A 21,674-nucleotide genomic window follows, 5' to 3' on the forward strand; every position below is an offset into this window, starting at 1 on the left:
TCGTCCTTATTGGGTTTCCAGTTCGCCGAGCAGCGCGTCGATCGCGCTTGCCGCATCGGTTGCGCCGCGTGCCGCGCAGGCCGCGTCGATCGCTTCCGCGCAGCGCGCCAGCGTGCGCGTGTCGAACAGCGTGCGCAGCGGCAGCGCGAGCCCCCAGTGCAGGTTGGCCTGCGCGTGGGCCTGCGTCGCGAGCAGCGAGTGGCCGCCGAGCAGGAAGAAATCGCCGTCGCGGCCGATCGCGTCCACGTGCAGCACGCGCTGCCAGATTTCCGCGAGCGCACGCTCGGTATCGGTCGCGAGTTCGATGGCTTCGGTCGCTTCACGCACCGGCGCGGGCAACGCATGGCGGTCGCACTTGCCGTTCGGCGTAACGGGCAATGCATCGAGCTCGATCAGTTGCGACGGCACCATGTACGCCGGCAGTTGCGCACGCAGCGCGTCGAGCAACGCCGCGCGGTCGAGCGGGCCAGCGCCGCCGCGGGCGACGTAGCCGATCAGTTGCTCGTCGCGCACGATCACGACCGCATCGTTGACGCCCGGCGCCGCGCGCAGCAGCGCCTCGATCTCGCCCGGCTCGATTCGCTGGCCGCGCAGCTTCACCTGCGTGTCGACCCGGCCGAGGTAGTCGAGCGCGCCGTCCGCGCGCCGGCGCGCGAGGTCGCCGGTGCGGTACATGCGGCCCCCCGGCACGAACGGATCGGGCACGAAGCGCTCGGCGGTCAGCGCCGGACGGCCGAGATAGCCGCGTGCGAGGCCCGCGCCCGCGAGATACAGTTCGCCGGTCGCGCCGGCCGGCACCGGCTGCCACGCGGCATCGAGCACGTGCAGTTGCAGGTTCGCGATCGGATGGCCGATCGGCACCGCGGCCGCACGCGCGTCGTCGGGGCCGCAGGTCCAGTGCGACACATCGATCGCGGCTTCGGTCGGCCCGTACAGGTTCACGAGCGTCGCGTTCGGCAAGAGGCGCGCCATCTTCGCGACGAGTTCGGGCGCCAGCGCCTCCCCGCTCGCGACGATCAGGCGCACGCTGTCGCATTGCGCGGCGGCCGAGAAATCGTCGAGATGCGCAGCGAACGCGGCGAGCATCGACGGCACGAAATGCAGCACCGTCACGCCGTGCGCGTGGATCGCGGCGGCCAGACGCGCCGGATCGCGGTGATCTCCCGGCGCGGCGATCGCGAGCTTCGCGCCGATCGCGAGCGGCCACACGAATTCCCACACCGACACGTCGAAGCCGAACGGCGTCTTGTGCAGCACGACGTCGTCGCGCGTCAGCCGGTACGCATGCTGCATCCACGCGATCCGGTTCGCGAGCGCGCCGTGCGTGTTGCCGGCGCCCTTCGGCTTGCCGGTCGAGCCGGACGTGTAGATCAGGTACGCGAGCTGCGCGTCGTCGATCGCGGCGGCGTGATCGTCGGTATCGCCCGCTTCGTCGGCCAGCAGTTCCGCGACCGTCAGCAGTTGCGTCTCGGCGCCCTCGCCCAGCGCGGCCTCGACCTGTTCGCGCAGATGCGCCTGCGTGATCGCGACGGCCGGCCGCGCGTCGCGCAGCAGGTAAGCAATGCGTTCGGCCGGATAGTCGGGATCGACCGGCAGATACGCGGCGCCGGCCTTCAGCACGCCGACGAGCGCCATCACCATGTCGAACGAGCGCTCGACGCACAGCGCGACCGGCGTATCGGGCTGCACGCCGCGCCGGCGCAGCGCAGCGGCGATGCGCGACGTCGCGGCGTCGAGTTCGCGATAGGTCGCGCGCTGCACATGGCCGCGAGCGTCCGCGTATTCGAGCGCGGTCGCGTCGGGCGTCGCCCGTGCCGCGTCGCCGAATTGCAGGTGCAGCGGCTGCCGTCGTTCCACCGGCCAGGTACACGCGGTGTCCTGCACACGCGTCAGCGCATCGCGGGCCGCATCGTCGGCGATCGACAGCGTGCCGAGCCGCGCGTCAGGCGTACGGGCCAGCGCATCGAGCGCGCAGGCGAAGGCGCGGTGCCAGGTCTCGACCTGACGCGCGTCGATGCGCGCGGTGTCGTAGCCGTAGTCGATCGTCAGTTCGACGCCGGTTTCGATCACGAGCGTCAGCGCGAAATCGGTCGCTTCGATGCTGCGTACGCCGCTCAACGCCAGCCCGCGCGGATCGGCATCGCGCGCGGTGTCGTCCACCGGATAGTTCTCGAATACGACCAGCGTATCGAACAGTGCGCCGCCCGCCCCGCGCGCCCAGCGCTGGATGTCGGCGAGCGGGGTGTGCGCGTGTTCGGCGGCGGCCGCGTTCTCGCGTTGCAGCGTTTGCAGCCAGTCGGCCGCCCGTTGCTGCGGCGCCGGCGCGGTGATCACCGGCAGCGTGTTGATGAAAAGACCGAGCACCGAGTCGACGTCCGCGAGCGCGTCGGGACGGCCCGCGACGGTCGCGCCGAACGCGACGGCCGGCTGGTGCGTCATCCGCTGCAGCGCGAGCGCCCATGCACCCTGCACCAGCGTGTTGACGGTCAGTTTCAACGCGCGGGCGGTCTGCGCGACGCGCGTCGTCGTGTCGGCATCGAACGTCGCGCGCCACGTGACCATCTCGGCATCCGCGCGGTCGGCCGTGCGTTCCGCGATCAGCGTGGGCGCGTCGAGCCGCGCCAGGCGCTCGGTCCAGAAGCGCTCGTCGGCGTCGCGATCGCGCGTGCCGAGCCACGCGATGAAGTCGCGATAGCGCAGCGCCGGACGGCTCGCGAACGGCGACACGGCGTCCGGGTCGCGGTAGTCGCGCAGCACGTCGGCGAGCAGCCGCGCGGTGCTCCAGCCGTCGAGCAGCACGTGGTGACGCGTCCATACGACGCGCCATGCGTCGTCCGTCACGCGGATCAGCGTGAGCCGCATCAGCGGCGGCTCGCGCCAGTCGAAGCCGCGTGCGCGGTCGGCCGCGAGCCACGCGTCGAAATCGGCGTCGAGCGTGTCGCCGCGCGTGCGCCAGTCGAGCTGCTCGACCGGCATGCGCGCGTGGCGATGCACGCACTGCAGCGGCGCGGCTTCGTCCGGCATCACGCTCGTGCGCAGGATGTCGTGACGCGCGACGGATGCGTCGAACGCAGCCGCGAGCCGGTCGGCGTCGAGCGCCGTTGCGGTCGCGACGAGCTGGTTCACGTAGCTCGCGTGGCCGGGCGCGAACAGCGCATGGAACAGGATGCCCTGCTGCATCGGCGACAGCGGATACACGTCGTCGATCGCGCGCCAGTCGAGCGGTGCGCGCTCGATCGCGGCCTGCGTGAGACCGGCCGCCTGCGCGAGCGGGAAATCGCCCGGCGTCGCGCCGGCGCCGCGATGCGCGACGCGCGACGCGCAGGCGTCGACGAGTTCGCGCAGCGCGGCCGCGAAGCGTTCGGCGAACGCGTCGATCGTCGCGCGTTCGAATTGCGGCGCACCGTAGACCCAGTGAACCTTCAGCGTGCGCGCGCCGTCGCCGTCCGCGTCGAGGTACGCGTGGATCGCGAGCGTATTGCCGAGCGGGCCCTGCGGGTCGCGCTCGACGCCGGTGCCGCCGAAACGCGGGACGAGCATTGCATCGCGCGGCGCGTCGAACTGGCCGAGATAGTTGAACGTGACGCGCGGGCGCGGCACGGCGGCCAGCGTCGCGCGCGTCGCCGTATCGCCATGGTGCGCGAGCACGCCGAAGCCGAGCCCCTTGTGCGGCACCGCGCGCAGCGTGTCCTTGACCGCGCACAGCGTGTCGCGGGCCGTCGCTTCGACCGGCAGCGTCACCGGGTAATGACTCGTCAGCCAGCCGATCGTGCGGCTGGCATCCGCGTCGTCGAACAACGCCTCGCGGCCGTGTCCTTCCAGCTCGACCCGGCACGATGCGGCGCCCCGCGCGCCGGCCAGCGCCAGCGCGAGCGCCGCGCCGAGCAGCTCGATCGTCTGCGTGCGATAGGCCGCGTGCGCGTCGGTCAGTGCGGCGCGGGTCAATGCCGCGTCGATCGTCTGCACGACGACTGCCGCGTCGGCGTTCGTCGCCGCTGCGTCGGGGTGATCGGGCACGATGTCGTCGCCCTGCGCCATGCCGGCCCAGTAGGCGGCTTCGGCTGCGAACGGCGACGCCGGCTCCGTTGCGGCGCGGGCGAGCCGCGCGGCCCATGCGTCCGCGCGCAGGCCCGGTTGCGACAGGCGGATCGGCGTGCGCTCGCATGCGGCGCGATAAGCGGTGTCCAGGTCGTCGAGCAGGATCCGCCACGACACGCCGTCGACGATCGCATGGTGAATCGCGAGATAGAGCCGCGTCGAACCGTCCGGCAGCCGCGCCGCGCACGCGCAGGCGAGCGGCCCGCTGCCGAGGTCGAGACGGCGTTGCAGCGCGTCGAAACGTGCCAGCGCGTCGGCTTCGTCACGGGCGGCGACTTCGACGAACGGCAGCGCGTCGTACGGCTTCGCCGCATCGCTCGCGTGCCACGTGCCGTCTGCGCCGCGCGCGAAGCGCTGACGGAATGCGTCGTGATGCGTGAGCAGCGCGTCGAATGCGCGTGCGAATGCGTCCGCGTCGAACGCGCCGCGCACATCGAACGACACCGACTGGTTCCAGTGGCCGCGGTGCGGGATATCGAGCGCGAAGAAGCGTTGCTGCGCGGGCGTCAGGATCGACGTGGCAGCCGGCAGCGCGACGGCAATCGCGTCTGCGCGTGCAGGCCGGGCGGCGATGGCCGTGTCGTCCGTTTTTGCGATGCGTGCGAGTTCGGCGACGGTCGGCCCGTCGAACAGCTGCTTCGGCGTGAAGCGCACGCCGCGCTTGCGCGCACGGGCGATCACCTGCAGCACGAGGATCGAATCGCCGCCGAGTTCGAAGAAATTATCGTCGCGGCCGACTTTCGGCGCCTTCAGCACGGCTTGCCAGACGTCGGCGAGCACCGTTTCGACCGCGCCCTGCGGCGCATCGCCGGACGCGACCGGGACCGGCACGGCCGCCAGCTCGCGCAATGCCGCGCGATCGATCTTGCCGTTCGCCGTCACGGGCAGGCGCGCCAGCGCGACGAATTGCGCGGGCACCATGTAGTCGGGCAGCTTCGCGGCGAGCGCGGCGCGCATCGCGGCCTCGTCGAATGTCGCACCGTCGCGCATCACGACGAACGTCGCGAGCCGCAGGCGGCCATCGTGCTCGATCGCGAGCGTTTCGGCCTGCGCGATCGGGCCGGCCGCGCGCACGGCCGCACTCACCTCGCCCGGCTCGACGCGGTAGCCGCGAATCTTCACCTGGTCGTCGATACGGCCGAGGAAAACGAGCCGGCCGTCCGCGCGCAACCGCACGCGGTCGCCCGTGCGATACAGCCGCGCGCCGGGTGTGAACGGATCGGGCACGAACCGTTCGGCGGTTTGCGCGGGGCGTCCGAGATAGCCGCGTGCGACACCCGGCCCGCCCAGATACAGCTCGCCCGTCGCGCCGGCCGGCACGCAGGCGCCGAACGCGTCGAGCACCAGCGCGCGCGCATTCGGCAGCGGCACGCCGAGCGGCACGCCGCTCGCGGGATCGCGCGCGTCGGCGGCAATCGACGCCGTGTCGCACGCGATCGCGCCGACCGTCGCTTCGGTCGGCCCGTAATGGTTGATCACGCGGCAGGCCGGTGCGAGCGCGGCCAGCCGCGCGACCAGCGCCCACGTGAGCGTTTCGCCGCCCGTGACGAGCGCGTGGCGCGGCAGCACGTCGGCCGGCGCGCGCGCATCGAGCAGCGCCTGCAGGTGGCTCGGCACGATCTTCAGCACGCCGACGTCGCGTCGGCGCATTTCGTCGGCGAACAGATCCGGGTCGAACGCACACGCGGCCGGCAGCAGGTGCAGCGTGCGGCCTGCGCACAACGCGCCGAACAGCGTCGTGTGGCCGAGATCGGCCGCGACGGTCGAGACCATCGCGAACGACGCGTCGGGTGCGAACGCGAGTTCGTCGAGCATCCCCTGCACGTAGTCGGCCAGCGCGCCGTGCGAGACGACGACGCCCTTCGGCGCGCCGGTCGAGCCCGACGTATAGATCAGGTACGCGCCCTGTTCCGGGTGCGGCGCGGTGCGCACGCCGGCCGCATGGGCGAGCGTCGCGTCCTGGACGAGCGCGTCGACGTCGAGCGGCTGCGCGTCGATGCCCGCCGGCCACGCGGCCGGCTCCGCGACGAGCGCCCAGCGCGCACCGCAGTCGGCCGCCGCCGCGGCGAGTCGCGCGGCCGGCTGCGCGGGGTCGAGCAGCACGGCCAGCGCGCCGGCTTTCAGCGCGCCGAGCAGACCGACGACGAAACGCGCCGAGCGCTCGATGCAGACGACGACGGCCGCTTCGGCGGCCACGCCGCGTTGCGCCAGCGCCCGCGCGATGCGGTTCGATGCGTCGTCGAGCTCGGCGAACGTCAGCGAAGTCGATGCGTCGGAAAGCGCGACGCGATGCGGATACGCGGCCGCCTGCCGGGCGAATGCGGCGACGATGTCGGCATGTTCGACTTGCAGCGCACGGCCGTCGCGCGGCTGGCGCGACGCGGCCGAAGCATCGCACGGTAGCGTGGCCGTCGTGTGCTGCGGATCGCGCGCGGCCGCGCCGACGAGCGCCGCATAGCTGTCGAGCCATGCGCGCGCGGTATCGGTGTCGATGCAGTCGGTCGCATACGCCGCGACCAGTTCGATCCCGTTCGCGTCTTCGGTGAAATCGAGCGCGAAGTCGAAGCGCGCGGCGAGATCGGGGCCCGGCGTCGCGACCGCCGTGGCGCCCGGCAGCACGCTGTCGTGCCGTGCGTCGAACTGCTGCGCGAACTTCACCCGCAGCCATTCGTCGCCGCGCTTGACGGGCGGCTTCACCGCGTCGACGACGCGCTCGAACGGCACGTCCTGGTGCGCGACCGCATCGAGCGCCGCGGTACGCGCCGCGTCGACGAGCGCGCGGAACGGCAGTGTCGGCGCCACGCGTACGCGCAGCGCGACCGTATTCAGGAAAAGGCCCAGCAGCGCACGCGTTTCGGGACGCTGGCGATGCGCGACCGGCACCGCGACGACGACGTCCGTTTCGCCGGTCAGGCGCGACAGCCATGCGTCGAGCGCCGCCAGCAGTACCGTGAAGACGGTTGCCCGTGCGTCGCGTGCGAGTTGCCGCACGTCGGCCGCGACCGCATCGGGCAGGCGCGCCGACACGCGCGCGCCGTGCAGCGTGCGTACCGCGCCCGGCTGGCGATCGACCGGCAGCGCGAGCGGGCCCGGCACGTCGCGCAACGCGCCGCGCCAGTAGTCGAGCTGGCGCTCGCCCTCGCCGCCGGCCAGCACGTCGCGCTGCCAGTCCGCGTAGTCGGCGTACTGGATCGGCAATTCGGGCAGCGACGGTTCGCGGCCTTCGGCATACGCGCGATACGCAGCCGACAGTTCGTCGAACGCGCAGCGCGAGCTCCAGCCATCGGTGATCGCGTGATGCGCGGTCAGCAGCAGGCGATGACGATCGTCGGCGAGCGCGATCAGCGTCGCGCGCAGCAGCGGGCCGCGCGCGAGGTCGAACGGCTCGGCCGCGTCGCGCTCGGCGAGACGGGCGGCTTGCGCGTCGCGGGCGGCCGGCGGCTGGTCGCGCAGGTCGACCGCGGCGATCGGCACCGGCAGATGCGCATGAATCCGCTGCATCACGACGCCGTCGTCGTTGTCGACGAGCGTCGTGCGCCAGGCTTCGTGACGGCCGATCACGTGATCGAGCGCCCGCTGCAGCGCGTCGCGGTCGAGCGCGCCGTCGATCGTCCAGTGTGCGGCGATGTGATACGCGGCGCTGGCGCCGCGTGTTTGCGCGAGCACCCAGAAACGTTGCTGCGCGAGCGATGCCGCACGGTCGATGTGCGGCGCACCCTGCGCACCCGGCGCCGCCGCATCGGCCGCCGCACGGCGCGCGGCAATCGTGGCCACCGGTTCGCCGGTCTCGCGTTCCGCCCGGTCGACTGTTGCGGCCAGTTCGGCGAGCGCCGGATCGGCGAACAGCGTATCGAGCCGCAGATTCACGCGCACGGTGGCGCGGATCGCGGCCTGCAACTGCATCGCGGCGAGCGAATCGGCGCCCAGCGCGAAGAAGCGATCGTCGCGCGACGGCGTGACGTCGAGGCCCAGCAGCGTCTGCCAGAGGCCCGCGATCTGCCGTTCGGTCGGCGTGCGCGGCGCATCGCCTGCGCCTTGCGCCGTGTCGCGCGCGGCGGCGATCCGCTCGCGCAGCGCGGCACGGTCGAGCTTGCCGTTCAGCGTGTACGGCAGCGTATCGCAACGCACGAACCGGTGCGGCTGCCAGGCGGCCGGCAATTGCGCGGCCACGTGCGCCTTCAATGCGGCATCGTCGGCCGCCGCGCGCAGCGCGACGCACGCAATCAGCCGCGTCGGCCCGTTGGCGGTTTCGGCCACCACGGCCGCGTCGGCCACGGCCGGGTGCGAGCGCAGGCATGCGGCGATTTCCGCCGGCTCCACGCGCACGCCGCGCACCTGAACCTGATCGTCGAGGCGGCCGAGAAAGTCGAACGCGCCGTCGTCGCGCAGGCGTGCGAGGTCGCCCGTGCGATAGACGCGCGCGCCGGGTTCGCCGTGCGCATCGGGAATGAAACGTTCGGCCGTGAGCGCCGCGCGACCGTGATAGCCGCGTGCGACGCAGACGCCGCCGAGCAGCAGCTCGCCCACGCCATCGGCTGCGGCGCCGCCGATGCGTGCCACGCGCGGGCCGATCGCGCGGCCGATCGGCAACGACGCATACGCGTCGTCCGCGGCCAGCACCGGCGTTTCGCCCGGTTCGACCGGCCACAGCATCGGCGAGATCACGGCCTCGGTCGGCCCGTAACCGTTGATCAGGCGGACTGCCGGGAACGTGCGGCGCACGAATTCGAACGCCTGCTGCGGCAGCGCTTCGCCGCCGAACGCGAGTACGCGCAGTGCCGGCGGCACGCCGTCGCGCGCGGCGACGGCCGCGAATTCGCGCAGGTACGCGGGCGGAAATGCGGCGACGCTGACCGCTTCGCGCACCATCAGCGCATGCGCGGCGTCCGGCGCGAACGGCTGCGGCGGCGCGACGACGATGCCGGCACCGACCGCGAGCGGCGCGAGCCAGCATTCGTGCGCGGCGTCGAAATTGACCGACGCGAAATGCAGCAGGCGGTCGCCCGCCTCGATCGGCAACGCGGCCGCGAGCGCGTCGCAATGCGCGGCGAGCGGCCCGTGCTCGACGACCACCGCCTTCGGCGTGCCGGTCGAGCCCGACGTATAGATCATGTACGCGGCCGAACGCGGGTGCACGGTCATCGTGTCGTCATCGAACGCATCGTCCTGCGCGACACCCGATGCGTCGGCCGTCGCGTCGAACGCGTGTTCGAACGGCGTGCCGAGCGCCGCACGGCCGGCGGCGTCGACGATGCCGTGCCGCAGTTGCGCGTCCTGCACGATCCAGTCGAGGCGTGCGGCCGGATGGCGCGGATCGAGCGGCACGAACACGCCGCCCGCCTTGAGCACGGCCAGCAGCGCGACGAACAGTTCGCACGAACGCTCGACACATACGCCGACCCGCACTTCGGCGCCGACGCCGGCCGCGCGCAGGCGCCGGGCGAGTTGCGATGCACGTGCGTCGAGCGCACCGCGCGACAGGCGCAGGTCGTTCTGGAAAGGCACCGCGATCGCGGGTGCGTCGGGCGCGATGCGCGCCAGTGCGCGGATTCGGTGATGCAGCGCAGTCGGGAAACTCGTCATGTGCGTGAAGTCCTTCGGTCCGGCCGCTTCGGCCAAGTCTCGGGGCCGCTTGGGGCGGCTTCACTGGTGTGACGAACGACGCGGCCGATTTTTTACCGTTTTGCGCGCAAAGTGCGTGCGACCGCTTTTTTTGACGACGGGGCTAAATATTTGCGCGGCCCGTTCGTCTATCAGGGAGGAACGCCGCAACGGGGCAGGCCCCGCCCGCTGCGTTCGCATCAGATTCGCCGTTTTTCGCGTTATTGCCCGCCTTCCCTTTACCGACGTTGCCGATGACAGCCGCCCACGAGCCCTCCTCCCCGCCGTCCCTCGACGCTTCCCCCGCCCGCCCCGCGGCGCGCCTGATCCTTGCGCTGCTGCGCGAAAGCCGCGTGTCGCTCGCGCTGGCGCTCACCGCGTGCGTGCTGAACGGCGTCGCGAGCGTGCTGCTCGTCGCGACGCTGAACCGCGCGCTGTCGCAACCGGGGGCGGCCGATGCATCGCTCGCGTGGCGCTTCGCGTTGTGCGCGGTGATCGCGCTCGTCACGCGGATCGTGTCGGGCACGCTGTTTGCCCGCCTGTCGCAGGACACGATGGCGCGGCTGCGCGTGCATCTGGCGCGGCGCGTCGGCGCGGCCGAATTGCGCGACATCGAGCGAATCGGCGCCGCACCCGTGCAGTCGGTGCTGACCGACGACGCGACCAACGTGTCGATGCTGTTCTTCGCGTTGCCGAACCTGGTCATGCACGGCTCGATCGTGTTCGGCTGCCTCGGCTATCTGGCGTGGCTGTCCTGGCCCGTGTGCGTGCTGGCGCTGGCCGCGATCGTCGCCGGCTCGCTCGGCTATCACACCGGCGACCGCCGCGCGATCGCGTCGCTCGAAGCCGCCGGCCACGCGCAGGACCGCCTGTTCGGCTATCTCGGTTCGCTGTTCTCCGGCGCGAAGGAGCTGAAGCTGCACGATGCGCGCGCACGCCAGTTCGTCGACGGCCAGCTCGGCGCCGCGATCGGCGAGGTGCGCGACCACCGCCGCCGCGCATTCAGCGCGTATGCGGTCGGGGTCGGCTGGATCATCTTCCTGTTCTACGTGTTCCTCGGCGTCGCGTCGTTCTGGCCGCAGCTCGGCGTGCATGCCGACCCGGCCGCGGCCGCCGGCTACGTCGTCGTGTTCCTGTTCATGCTCGTGCCGCTCGACGGCCTGCTGAACAACCTGCCGACCGTCAACGCGGCGCGCGTGTCGCTCACGCGGATCGAAGGCGTGATGGCCGAATTCGGCGCGCTGCGCACGGTGCCGCCCGCGGCCGATGCGCCCGACGTGCCGCCGGCCGGCGCCGTCACGCTGCGCGGCGTCACGCACGCGTATTTCCACGAGCGCGACGAACGGATGTTCAGCATCGGGCCGATCGACCTGACGATCAAGCCGGGCGAGCTCGTGTTCATCGTCGGCGGCAACGGCAGCGGCAAGACGACGCTCGCCAAGGTGCTGACGGGGCTCTACGAGCCCGAGCAAGGCATGATCGAGGTCGATGGCCGCACGATCGGCTGGCGCGAGCGCGCAGCCTACCGGCAGCGTTTCAGCGCGGTGTTCAACGATTTCCATCTGTTCGATGCGCTGCTCGGCATCGTCGACCCCGACGATCCGTCGCGCGCACAGGCCGATGCGCGGGCGAACGCGCTCGTCGCGAAACTCGCGCTCGACCACAAGGTGAAGGTGGTCGACGGCGCGTTCTCGACGCGCGCGCTGTCGACCGGGCAGCGCAAGCGGCTCGCGCTCGTCGTCGCATACCTGGAGGATCGTCCGTTCTACCTGTTCGACGAATGGGCGGCCGACCAGGATCCGTCGTTCAAGGCCGTGTTCTACGAGCAATTGCTGCCCGAGCTGCGCGCGCGCGGCAAGGCCGTGATCGTGATCACGCACGACGACCGCTACTTCGACCTCGCCGACCGTCTGCTGAAGCTCGACAACGGGCGCATCGTCAGCGACACGCAACCGGCGCGCGTGCGTGCGCAGGATGGCGTCGATGCGCTGAGCGCGTAACGCGGCGGTCGATCGAAACATCGCCGGCACGCTGCACTGGCAGTGTGTCGGCGATTGTCGGATTGTCGTTTCGCAGGAAATGGGGCTTGATGCGTTGGCGAACAGGAAAAAGCGGAAGTCACGCGTCGTCAAGCCAGCACGGCGCCCTGCCGGCATCCCCCCGGCGACGCGCACTCAGCGCACGGCCGGCAGCTTCAACATCGTGTCGGTCATCACGTCGGCCAGCTTCAGCGCCGACATCGGGCCGCCAAACCCCCAGATGTTGCGCTCGATCAGCGCGATCCGGTGCGCCTTCAGCGCGGGCACGAAACGCCACACCGGCGAATCGAGTTTGGCCGACAATGGCACGTCCATCCCCGACGCGGTCACGAACAGCACGGCGAGATCGCGCTGCCGCAGCAGATCGGCCGACGTCACGTACAGCGTGCCTTCTCGCGTCGGCTTCTTCGGCCACGGATCGAGCCCGAGCGCCCGCGCGAGGCCCGCGGACGTACTGTTGCCCGTATAGGCCCAGTAACGATCGGGCAAGCCGAGATCCTGCAGCAGCGCGACGCGCTCGCCGTTGCGGCCCGCGGCCGCGAGCCGCGCCGCATTGCGCGCGATGCCGGCGTCGAGTTGCGCTTCGACTGCCTGCGCGCGCGCGTCGCGCCCCGTCACCGCGCCGATCGTCCGGAAGATCTGCCGCATCCAGTCGAGCTGCGTGACCGGCACGCCACCCTCCGACACGTTCGGGCTGAACTGGAACAGGATCGTCGGCGCGATCCGGTCGAGCGCGTCGAAGATCGGCGCATGCCGGAAACCGACGCCGATGACGAGATCCGGCTTGACCGCCGCGATCGCCTCGAGCCCGGGCTCCTGTCGCGAGCCGACGTCGGTCACGCGTGCGAGCTGCTCGCTCCGGTAGCCGAGCCAGCCCGGGTAGAACGCCGTATCGGCCATCCCGACCGGCACGATGTCGAGCGCGATCACGCTTTCCGCGAACATGAAGTCGAGCGCGACCACGCGCTGCGGCCGCACGGGCATCTTCGCGCTGGCCTGCGACACGACGGGATTGCCGGCCAGCGACACGGCGCCTTGCGTACCGCCGGCACCCCCGGCCTCGGAAACGGCGGCCGCCGATGCGGACAACGCGCCGCAGCACGCGGCGCCGAGCGCGGCGAGTGCGCCGAGCGCATGCCGGCGGCCGGGGCGCGTCACCGGATCGCGTCCTGCTCGGCCAGCGCCGCGTCGTCCATCGTCAGTAGCAGGGGGCAGCTTCCACACAGTTGCGTTTCTCCAGGAATTTCGTAGCGCAGGCAGCACACGCGGCGCGCGCGAAACGGCGTCGGCAGCAGCGGCGAGCGCGGCAGCGCGTCGCGCACCGGCATGCGCAGCGGATTCGGCTCGCCGTGCATGCAGGTCGAACCGAACAGCCAGTTCGCGTCGCCGACGGGATCGGCCGCGCACGGCAACGCACGACAGGTCTCGAGCAGATAGTCGAGCAGATTGCCCGCGTTGCTCCACAGCACGCGCGGCGTGACGCGCCCCATCGCCGCGAGCCGGTCGATCACCGCGCCGAGATGCGCGATGAGCCCCGCATAGCGCGGCTCGGGATCGTCGCACGGCGCACCGAGCGCGTCGCTTGCGAAATACAGCGCGGCCGGCATCCCGCCATCGAGCGCGACGAACGTACGCTCGGGCGTCATGTCGAGCGGCCGACCGAGCGTCAGCGCGGCGACGACGCCGGCCGTCGCCGCGCGGCCGAAATAGTATTTGCTCCACTGCGACATCAGCGCACGCGCATGCTGCGTCGGATCGCCGCCGTAATGGTCGACCATCGCGCCGAGCACGGCGTCGCGGTGCGCGGGCAACGCGCTGACGGGCACGACGATGCGACCCGGCGCGTGGGCATCCTCGGGCATGCCGAGCCACACGACGTCGAGGTGTTCGGCGAACGGTTGCGGCGCGAACGCCGAAAAGCGCATGGCACGCGCGCCGTCGACCGACGGCGTCATCGCCCCGCGCGCCGGGCGCGGCGCCCCTCGAGAACCAGCAGCCCGAGCAGGTACGGTGCGCCGATCAGCGCGGTCAGCACGCCGGCCGGCACTTCGCGCGGCGCGACGACGATGCGCGCCGCGAGATCCGCGGCGCCGAGGATCAGCGCGCCGCACGCCGCCGCGAGCCACAGCCGCGTGCGATGCCGGCGCGCGCCGAGCATCGTCGCGACGTGCGGCGCCATCAGCCCGATGAAGCCGACCGGCCCGACCGCCGCGACCGCCGCGCATGCGGCGAGCGTCGCGATCGTCAGCGCGAGCGGCCGCAGCGCCGCCACCGGCAGGCCGAGCGCAGCGGCCTGGTCGTCGCCGAGCGCGAGCATGTCGAGCGGTTTCGCGAGCCACGCGAACACCGGCACCGCGAGCGCGCACCACGGCAACAGCATCGAGACCTCGCCCCAACTGCGGCCATACGTGCCGCCGACGAGCCACACGACGAAGCGCGCGGGCTGCACGCTTTCCTGCGTGATCAGCCACTGCGCGAGCGTGGTCCACAACGCACCGATCACGATGCCCGTCAGCGCGACCGCGAGCGGCGCGTAGCGATGCCGGTGATTCAGCGCGAGCGTGATCGCGAGCGACAGCCCGCCGCCGATCAGCGCGGCGGCGGCAAGCGTCACGTGGCCCATCAGCGGCCACGTCGACAACGCGAACAGCGTGACGAGCCCCGCGCCCTGCGTGACGCCGAGCACTTCGGGGCCTGCGAGCGGATTGCGCACGACGCTCTGCATCGCGACCCCGCTGACGGCAAGTAGCGCGCCGGCGAGCAGCGCGCACAGCAGGCGCGGCATGCGCAGGTCGATCAGCATGCGCGCGAGCGCATCGTGACCGGACAGCGCGGCCGACCAGCGCGCGGGCGACAGCCACTCCGGCCCGGCCGACACGCCGACCAGGACCACCAGCACGCCCGTCGCGACGAACAGCGCGGTGCGCAGCGGCCAGCCGAGCCGTTCGAGCCAGCCGACGAGCCGCGTCGAGCCGCCGCCCGCCGCGCGTTCGGCATCCGCGTGCAGCACGCCCGACCACGCGGCGCCGCGCCGGATCATCGCGAGCATCAGCGGCGTGCCGACCAGCGCGATCGCGACGCCGGTCGACAGCGTCGCGTCGAGGCCCGACGCGAGCACCGCGCTGTCGGTGACGAGCACGAGCGCGCCGCCGGCGAGCGCCGACAGCGGCACCAGCACGCCGAGCCGGACCGTGTGCGCGCCGCGCACCTGGCGCAGCAGGTTCGGCGCGACGAGGCCGACGTACGACAGCGGGCCGGCGATGCTGACGGCCACGCTCGTGAACGCGACCGCGACGATCGTCGCGGCGAGTCGCGTCGCATCGACGCGCACGCCGGCCGCGGCCGCCGCATCGTCGCCGAGCGTGAGCGGATTCAGCGGCCGGATCACGAACGGCAGTGCGATCAGCGGCACCACGAGCCAGCGCACGGCGAGCGCGAGGCCCGTCGCGCCCGGCTGGTACAGGCTGCCGTTGGTCCACAGCGCGGCGCCTGCGATGTTCTGCTCGAAGAACGCGAGCACGAGCGTCGACAGTGCGGCGAACAGCAGCATGCACACGCTGCCCGCGAGCACGAGCCGCAACGGCGTCGCGCGCCAGCCGCCCGCTGCGACGATCGCGCACGCGGCGGCGGCGAGCCCGCATACGAACAGCAGCGGCACCGACGCGACGCCCGCCAGCGCCGGCACGAGCATCGCCGCGAGCAGGCCGAGTTGGGCGCCCCCCGTCACGCCGAGCAGGTCGGGCGATGCGAGCGGATTGCGCGTGAGCGACTGGAACAGCGCGCCGGCGATGCCGAGACAACCGCCCGCGACGAGCGCGGCCGCGACGCGCGGCAGATTGAGGTCGAACAGGAATACGTGCGCGAGCGACGCGGCATCGCTGCCGGGCGCCGCGTCCCACCACACGCGCAGATCGGGGGCAATCCGCAGCGCCGCGAGCAGCGCGATCAGCACGACGAGGCCGAACGCGATCGCGCCGGCCCGCCCTGTCGTCGCCCCGTTGCCCGTCGCCGTGAGGCGCTTGCGCATCGCGAACGTCGTCATACCGCGAGATCCCGGTCGAAGACGCCGGCCGCCTGCGGCGCGCCGTCGGTCGACGGCCCGTAGGCCGGCACGCACATCGGTGCGCCCGTGCGCGGATGCGCGAGCTTCAGCATCTCGACGCCGAACGCCGCGCGCAGCCGCGCCGGGTCGAGCATCGCGTCGGGCGTGCCCTGCGCGACGAGGCGGCCCGCGCGCATCAGCACGATCTCGTCGCTGTACGCGGCCGCCTGGTTCAGGTCGTGCAGCACCCACACGATCGTCAGCCCGCGCGCACGGTTCAGCGCACGCAGTGCATCGAGGATGTCGAGCTGGTGATGGATGTCGAGATAGGTCGTCGGTTCGTCGAGCAGCACGATCGGCGCCTGCTGCGCGAGCGCCATCGCGATCCACGCGCGCTGGCGCTCGCCGCCCGACAGCGCGCCGACGTCGCGCTGCGCATCGTCGGCGAGGCCACTCGTTTCGAGCGCCTCGTCGATTGCCGCATGATCGATCCGCGACAGGCCGCGCAGGAAGCCGCCGTACGCATAGCGCCCGTACGCGACGAGCTCGCGCACGGTGAGGCCCGACGGAATCTGGTTGAACTGCGCGAGCATCGTCAGCTCGCGCGCGAGCGCGCGACGGCGAAACGATGCAAGCGGCTTGCCGTTCACTTCGACATGACCGGCGCGCGCGGGCTGCAGGCCCGCCAACGTGCGCAGCAGCGTGCTCTTGCCGCAGCCGTTCGGTCCGCACAGCGCGGTGACGCGGCCGGCCGCGATCGACAGGTCGAGCCCGTCGATCACGACATGGTCGCGATATCCCACCGACAGCCCGCGCGCGGCAAGCGCGGCGGTACTACGCGTCATCGATCCTCCGTTCGGTCGCGCGGGACCGTGTAACTCTGGGCCATCGCGACGACGACCTTGCGCGGCCCCTCGAACGGGTCGCGTGCATGCGCGCTCAGCATGTTGTCGAGCATCAGCACGTCGCCGGTGCGCCACGGGAACACGATGCGCTGCTGGTCGAGCACGCCGCGAATCTCCGCGAGCGCGTCGGCCTCGAGCGGTTCGCCGTCGCCGTAGTACACGTTGCGCGGCACGTTCTCGAGCCCGACCGCGTCGACGAGCGCTTCCTGCATGTCTTCGTCGAGCGCCGACAGGTGAAACAGGTTCGCCTGGTTGAACCAGACGCGCTCGCCCGTGCGCGGATGACGCGCGACGGCCTGGCAACGCTCGCGCGTGCGCAGCAGCAGCTCGCCGTCGTCGTCGGTGCGCCACGCGCATTCGATGCCGCGCGCCGCGCACATCCGCTCGACCTCGGCCGGCTCGTCGGTGCCGAACGACTGCTGCCACGGCAGATCGAGCCCTTGCCCGAAATTGCGCACGTACAGCAGCTCGCGCTTCTCGAAGCGCGCGACGAGCGCCGGATCGAGTGCGCGGTACACGGCGCGGCTGTCCGCGATCGGCGTCGCCCCGCCCTTCGGCGCGGCGAGCGCGCAGTGGAACCAGATCCGCAGCGGCCATTCGCGCGTGTACGACTGTTCGTTGTGCAGCGGAATCGCGCGGTGCGGCGGGTATTCGGTCGACGTGTAGACCGCGCCTTCGACCTGGCTGCGCGGCGTCGATGCGTATTCATAGCCGATCAGCGGATCGCCGAACGAAGCCGCGAACTGCTGGAACGCGTCGATCGACGGCACGCGAAAGCCCGTGAACAGCACGCCGCCCGCCCGTTCGAGCGTGTCGGCCGCGATCTCGCGCGCCAGCGGCGCGACATCGTCGATCGACATCCCGTCGTTGCCGCGCGGCGACACGACGGTGGGCAGCCCCGGCTCGATACGCAGATCGTCGAGCGTCGGCAACGAAAGCAGGGTCATGCAAACGTCCTCTTCAGGTGAGGCGCCGCACCCGCGGCGCAGCAGATCACGACGCGCGCGTCGCGCGCTCGCCGTCCATCGCACGGCGCAGGCTCGCCGGGCGCATGTCGGTCCAGACGGTCTCGATGTGCGCGAGACAGTCGGCCTTCGGGCCGCTCACGCCCACTTCGCGCCAGCCGGCCGGCACGGGCCGGAACGTCGGCCAGATCGAATACTGTTCTTCGTCGTTGATGACGACCGTATAGACGAGATCGTCGGTGTCGGCGGAAGGCGTCGGGGCTTGCGTCATGATCGGAAATCGCTGGGCGGTTGAAGGAGGCGAAGCGGCGGATTCGGCCGCTCCTGTCTGATAGACGGTTGGCCGGCGCGTTTTTTTACCGCCGCCGCGCGCGGCCGCCGAGGAACACCGGGCAGGCGACGCCACGATGGCACGCGTCGAGGCATTCCGCGCAATGGCGCTCCGCGTCGCGCACCATGAAATGCACGAGCGTCTGCGACACGTTCAGCGCGCGCGCCGCGGTCTGCAGCGTCTCCTCGCGCAGCCGCACCATCTCGAATGCCGCACGGCTGCGCGCCGGCAGGTCGTCGAGCGCGGCCCACACGCGCCGCAGCGTATCGCGCGTCATCAGCGCGGCTTCCGGCGTCGGCTCGGGCGACGGCACGTCGAAGCCGTCGTCCTCTTCCGTGTGATAGACGTTTTCCAGGCTCTGCCGGCGGCATGCGTCGATCGACGCATTGCGCACCATCCGCGTCACGTACGCGACCGGCTGGCGCACCGCGTCCTGGTTCGGGAATTCGACGAGCTTCACGAACACGTCGTGCACGACGTCCTCCGCGCGGCTCGCGCAACCGACGAAGCCGCGCGCGACGTTGACGAGCATCGCGCGATGGGCGATCAGCACGTCGAGCAGCGCGCCCTGCGCGCGGGGCTCGGACGCCCGGCGCGGACGCGGCGCGGCGCGTGGCGGCAGGTCCGGATAACTGCCGAGGAACGGGTTTGCCGCTGTCGCCGCCGGTCGGTCGAGCACTTCCGCCATGGCCATCGATCTGCTCCGTCAAATTCCGAGATAGCGCAATTTAACGTAAACGCAAATCATTCTCAATCCGATTACGAGATGACCCTTTAGGTCATCGGGATTTGTCTGAACAATTGGTGGAATCGTTGTTGGAGTGGACAGGTGTGTATCTGCGCTGCGCAGACGGCTCGCACGCCGCGCACGCATGCTTTCACGTTCCTGACGAAACGCCTGCACGTGTCATCGGCGGTAGCAACTTCTTACTACGTGAAATTTTGGGGTCTCGTACGATCGACCTGCCGTTTCCAAGGGAGAGCAACATGAAATCCATCGTGTTATCCGCAGTCATGGTGGGCGCGCTGTCGAGCGTGATGCTCGCCGGGTGCGTCGCCTACCCTGGCCCTGCCGAAGTCACGATCGGCTGGCATGGCGATCGTTACTGGGACGGAAATCGCTACTGGGAGCGCCGCGACTGGGAAGCCCGGCATCCCGGCCCGCGTGACGACCGCGATCGCCGGGATGACCGCCGTGACGACCGTCGCGACGATCAGCGGCCGCAGTGGTGATGCCGCTGCGCACTCTTGACCCATCATTCAACGACAGGACCTCGACATGAAGACGCTACTCAAAACCCTCACCGCCGCCGCCGTTGCCGCCGCCGTGCTCGTGCCGGCCATCGCCGAAGCGCATCCGCACCGCGTGTGTCACTTCGAGCATCACCATCACAAGGTATGCCGCTGGGTGCGTTGAGCGTCGCGCAGCCGATGCGGAAAAGCGCCGCTTGCCGGCGCTTTTTTTCGTGGTCGACGCCACGCGGCGTCCACGCTAGCGCTGCCACTGCTCCGGCGCGAGCCAGATCGGAAACGACAGGATCACCGCGAGCCCGCGCCCGTCGATACCGGACGTCACGTCGACCGCCCCGCCGTGAGACTCGGCGATGCGCGCGACCAGCGACAGTCCGATACCGCTTCCCGGCTGCGCGGTGCCCGGCACCCGGTAGAAGCGTTCGAAGATTCGCTCGCGCTGATCGATCGGCACGCCCGGTCCGTCGTCCGCGATCCGCAACCCGACCCGCCCTGCATCCGCAACGCCATCGCACGTGATCTCGACCCGTCCGCCTTCACGGCCGTAACGCAGCGCGTTGTCGATCAGGTTGCGCACCGCGATCGCGATTTCGTCCAGGTCGCCCCACACGCATACCGGCTCGACCGCCACCCGCACCGTCTGCCCGCGTGCATGCGCGGCCGCGTCGAAGTCGCTCGCGATCAGCGCAACGAGCCGTGCCAGGTCGACCGGCCCATGCTGCTCCGCACGCGAGCCGGCATCCAGCCGCGCCAGCTCGAGCAATTGCGCCGACAGCCGCGCGCTGCGCTCGACGCCCGTTGCCAGCCGGCGCAGCGCCGCGTCCTTGTCCGTCGGATCGTCCGCCCGCAATGCCACTTCCGCCTGCGCCGACAACGCCGCCAGCGGAATGCGCAATTCGTGCGCCGCATCGCCGATGAAACGGCGCTCGGTATCGACGGCCTGGCTCAGCCGCGTGAGCAGCCGATTGAACGATTCGACGAGCGGCCGGAGTTCGCGCGGCAGCATCGTCAACGGCAACGGCGAAAAATCGAACGCGGCCTTGTGCTGGATCGCCCGCTGAACCTCGCGCACCGGCCCGAACGACCAGCGGATCCCCCACCAGATCGCCACGCCCAGCATCGCGAGCATCACCGCCGTATTGAACAGGCCGAGCTGCACCGCATTGCTGGCCTTCTCCTGCCAGGTCGTGGCCGGCCCGCCGGTCTGCACGTGAATCCGGCCGGCCGGATCCGCGAGCGAGTAAACCCGCCAGGTCTCGTCGTGCGCGAGACCGCGTCCGGCGCTCACGCCGTATCCGTCGCGCATGTCGGCCTTGAGCGCCGGCCCCGGCGCATCCGCGCTGTGCATGACGTTGCGGCCGTCGACCCAGATCTGGAACGCGACGTCGTATTTGCCGTACGCCGTTTTCGGCAACACTGCCTGTGTGCGCACTTCGGGCAGGCGATCGATCGTATCGGGCAACGACAACAGCAGCAGTTGCGCGGCGCCCTCGAGCAAGCCGTCGCGCCAGCCGCGCTGTTCTCGCCACAGGCCGATGCCGAGAAACGCGCCCCAGCCGGCCCAGAACACGACGACCATCGCCATCACGGTCGCGAGCAGGCGTACGCGCAGCGACCTCATGCCGTACCCTCCCCGATGCGATAGCCGAAGCCGTGCACCGTCACGATCAGTTCGTCGCCGAGCTTGCGCCGCAATTGATGGATGTACACCGCGATCGTGTTGCTTTCGATTGCGTCGTCGTTGCCGTACACGCGCTCCTCGAGCTGCGCCCGCGTGACGACTCGCCCTTGCCGCTCCATCAGCGCGAGCAGCGTCCGGTATTCGTGGATGCTCAACGCAACCGGTTCGCCGGCCCGCGTGACTTCCCGGCGCGCCGGATCGACGTGGACATCGCGGCAGACCAGCCGCTCCGACACACGGCCCTGGCTGCGGCGCGTCAGCGCGCGAAGCCGCGCATAAAGCTCGTCCAGCTGGAACGGCTTCACGAGATAGTCGTCGGCGCCGGCGTCGAGGCCGCGAATACGGTCGCTCAACTGATCGCGCGCGGTCACGATCAGCACCGGCGTCGCATCGTAGTTCGCACGCATCGCGGCCAGCAGCGTGAAACCGGACGCGCCCGGCAGTTGCAGGTCGAGCAGCACCGCGTCGTAGTCGTGCCCGACGAGCGCGAGCCGCGCCGCCGGCACGTCGGCCGACCAGTCCGCGTGCCAGCCGTTCTGCGCGAGGCCGGCCCGCACGGCGTCGGCCAGCATCGCATCGTCTTCCACCAGCAGGATATGCATCGATATCGCTCCTCGATTGGCGAGGTCGCCAGCCTGACGGACCGCGATTAAAAACTTCTTAAAGCCGAGGGGCCACGATGCGCATCGATCGCCGCATTGCCGGCGCAATGCATCCGGCGCTTTCCAGAGAGGCCCGCCATGACCGTGTTCCGTTCTTCG

The 21,674-nt window shown here is 71.1% G+C and carries 13 protein-coding genes; 3 read left to right on the forward strand and 10 right to left on the reverse strand.

What is annotated here, in order from left to right:
* Positions 1 to 6: 6 nt before the first annotated feature.
* Positions 7 to 9,681: a non-ribosomal peptide synthetase gene (locus WT24_RS19180; protein WP_060035643.1), complete on the reverse strand. Its 9,675-nt coding sequence runs from the start codon at positions 9,679 to 9,681 to the stop codon at positions 7 to 9.
* A gap of 272 nt (positions 9,682 to 9,953) precedes the next feature.
* On the opposite strand from WT24_RS19180, the gene WT24_RS19185 reads away from it, so the two are divergent.
* Positions 9,954 to 11,699: a cyclic peptide export ABC transporter gene (locus WT24_RS19185; RefSeq protein WP_060035547.1), complete on the forward strand. Its 1,746-nt coding sequence runs from the start codon at positions 9,954 to 9,956 to the stop codon at positions 11,697 to 11,699.
* A 174-nt stretch (positions 11,700 to 11,873) separates the two neighbouring features.
* Here the strand turns inward: WT24_RS19185 and WT24_RS19190 are convergent, their stop codons facing one another.
* From WT24_RS19190 to WT24_RS19220, 7 genes are all read right to left on the reverse strand, one after another.
* A complete protein-coding gene (locus WT24_RS19190; protein WP_059789852.1) occupies positions 11,874 to 12,896 on the reverse strand; it encodes an ABC transporter substrate-binding protein in 1,023 nt (340 codons plus the stop codon).
* Complete coding sequence (fhuF, locus tag WT24_RS19195; RefSeq protein WP_060035549.1) at positions 12,893 to 13,693, reverse strand: siderophore-iron reductase FhuF; 801 nt, start codon at positions 13,691 to 13,693, stop codon at positions 12,893 to 12,895. The genes WT24_RS19190 and fhuF overlap by 4 nt, the downstream gene beginning before the upstream one ends.
* Positions 13,690 to 15,780: a Fe(3+)-hydroxamate ABC transporter permease FhuB gene (gene fhuB / locus WT24_RS19200; protein ID WP_060035551.1), complete on the reverse strand. Its 2,091-nt coding sequence runs from the start codon at positions 15,778 to 15,780 to the stop codon at positions 13,690 to 13,692. Before fhuB ends, fhuF begins: the two co-directional genes overlap by 4 nt.
* The gene (locus WT24_RS19205; RefSeq protein WP_059498949.1) at positions 15,777 to 16,625 is read right to left on the reverse strand and encodes an ABC transporter ATP-binding protein; all 849 of its coding nucleotides are present in this window, start codon (positions 16,623 to 16,625) and stop codon (positions 15,777 to 15,779) included. The genes fhuB and WT24_RS19205 overlap by 4 nt, the downstream gene beginning before the upstream one ends.
* Positions 16,622 to 17,632 (reverse strand): TauD/TfdA family dioxygenase, encoded by a 1,011-nt coding sequence (locus tag WT24_RS19210; protein ID WP_059789845.1) that lies wholly within the window; start codon positions 17,630 to 17,632, stop codon positions 16,622 to 16,624. Before WT24_RS19210 ends, WT24_RS19205 begins: the two co-directional genes overlap by 4 nt.
* 46 nt (positions 17,633 to 17,678) lie before the next feature.
* Positions 17,679 to 17,921 (reverse strand): MbtH family NRPS accessory protein, encoded by a 243-nt coding sequence (locus WT24_RS19215; RefSeq protein WP_006476052.1) that lies wholly within the window; start codon positions 17,919 to 17,921, stop codon positions 17,679 to 17,681.
* An 85-nt stretch (positions 17,922 to 18,006) separates the two neighbouring features.
* On the reverse strand, positions 18,007 to 18,675 hold the full coding sequence (locus WT24_RS19220) for an RNA polymerase factor sigma-70 (RefSeq protein ID WP_059498951.1): 669 nt from the start codon (positions 18,673 to 18,675) through the stop codon (positions 18,007 to 18,009).
* 293 nt (positions 18,676 to 18,968) lie between these two features.
* Between WT24_RS19220 and WT24_RS19225 the strand changes: the two genes are divergently transcribed.
* Positions 18,969 to 19,214, forward strand: a complete 246-nt coding sequence (locus WT24_RS19225; RefSeq protein ID WP_059498952.1) for a hypothetical protein — start codon at positions 18,969 to 18,971, stop codon at positions 19,212 to 19,214.
* A 46-nt stretch (positions 19,215 to 19,260) separates the two neighbouring features.
* Positions 19,261 to 19,398, forward strand: a complete 138-nt coding sequence (locus tag WT24_RS34950; protein WP_014897078.1) for an HHHH-motif protein — start codon at positions 19,261 to 19,263, stop codon at positions 19,396 to 19,398.
* A 75-nt stretch (positions 19,399 to 19,473) separates the two neighbouring features.
* Here the strand turns inward: WT24_RS34950 and WT24_RS19230 are convergent, their stop codons facing one another.
* Positions 19,474 to 20,853 (reverse strand): ATP-binding protein, encoded by a 1,380-nt coding sequence (locus tag WT24_RS19230; RefSeq protein ID WP_060035553.1) that lies wholly within the window; start codon positions 20,851 to 20,853, stop codon positions 19,474 to 19,476.
* On the reverse strand, positions 20,850 to 21,515 hold the full coding sequence (locus WT24_RS19235; RefSeq protein ID WP_059789840.1) for a response regulator transcription factor: 666 nt from the start codon (positions 21,513 to 21,515) through the stop codon (positions 20,850 to 20,852). The genes WT24_RS19230 and WT24_RS19235 overlap by 4 nt, the downstream gene beginning before the upstream one ends.
* Between the last annotated feature and the right edge of the window lie 159 nt (positions 21,516 to 21,674).

Source organism: Burkholderia sp. MSMB1078WGS (assembly GCF_001528895.1).
Taxonomy (GTDB): domain Bacteria; phylum Pseudomonadota; class Gammaproteobacteria; order Burkholderiales; family Burkholderiaceae; genus Burkholderia.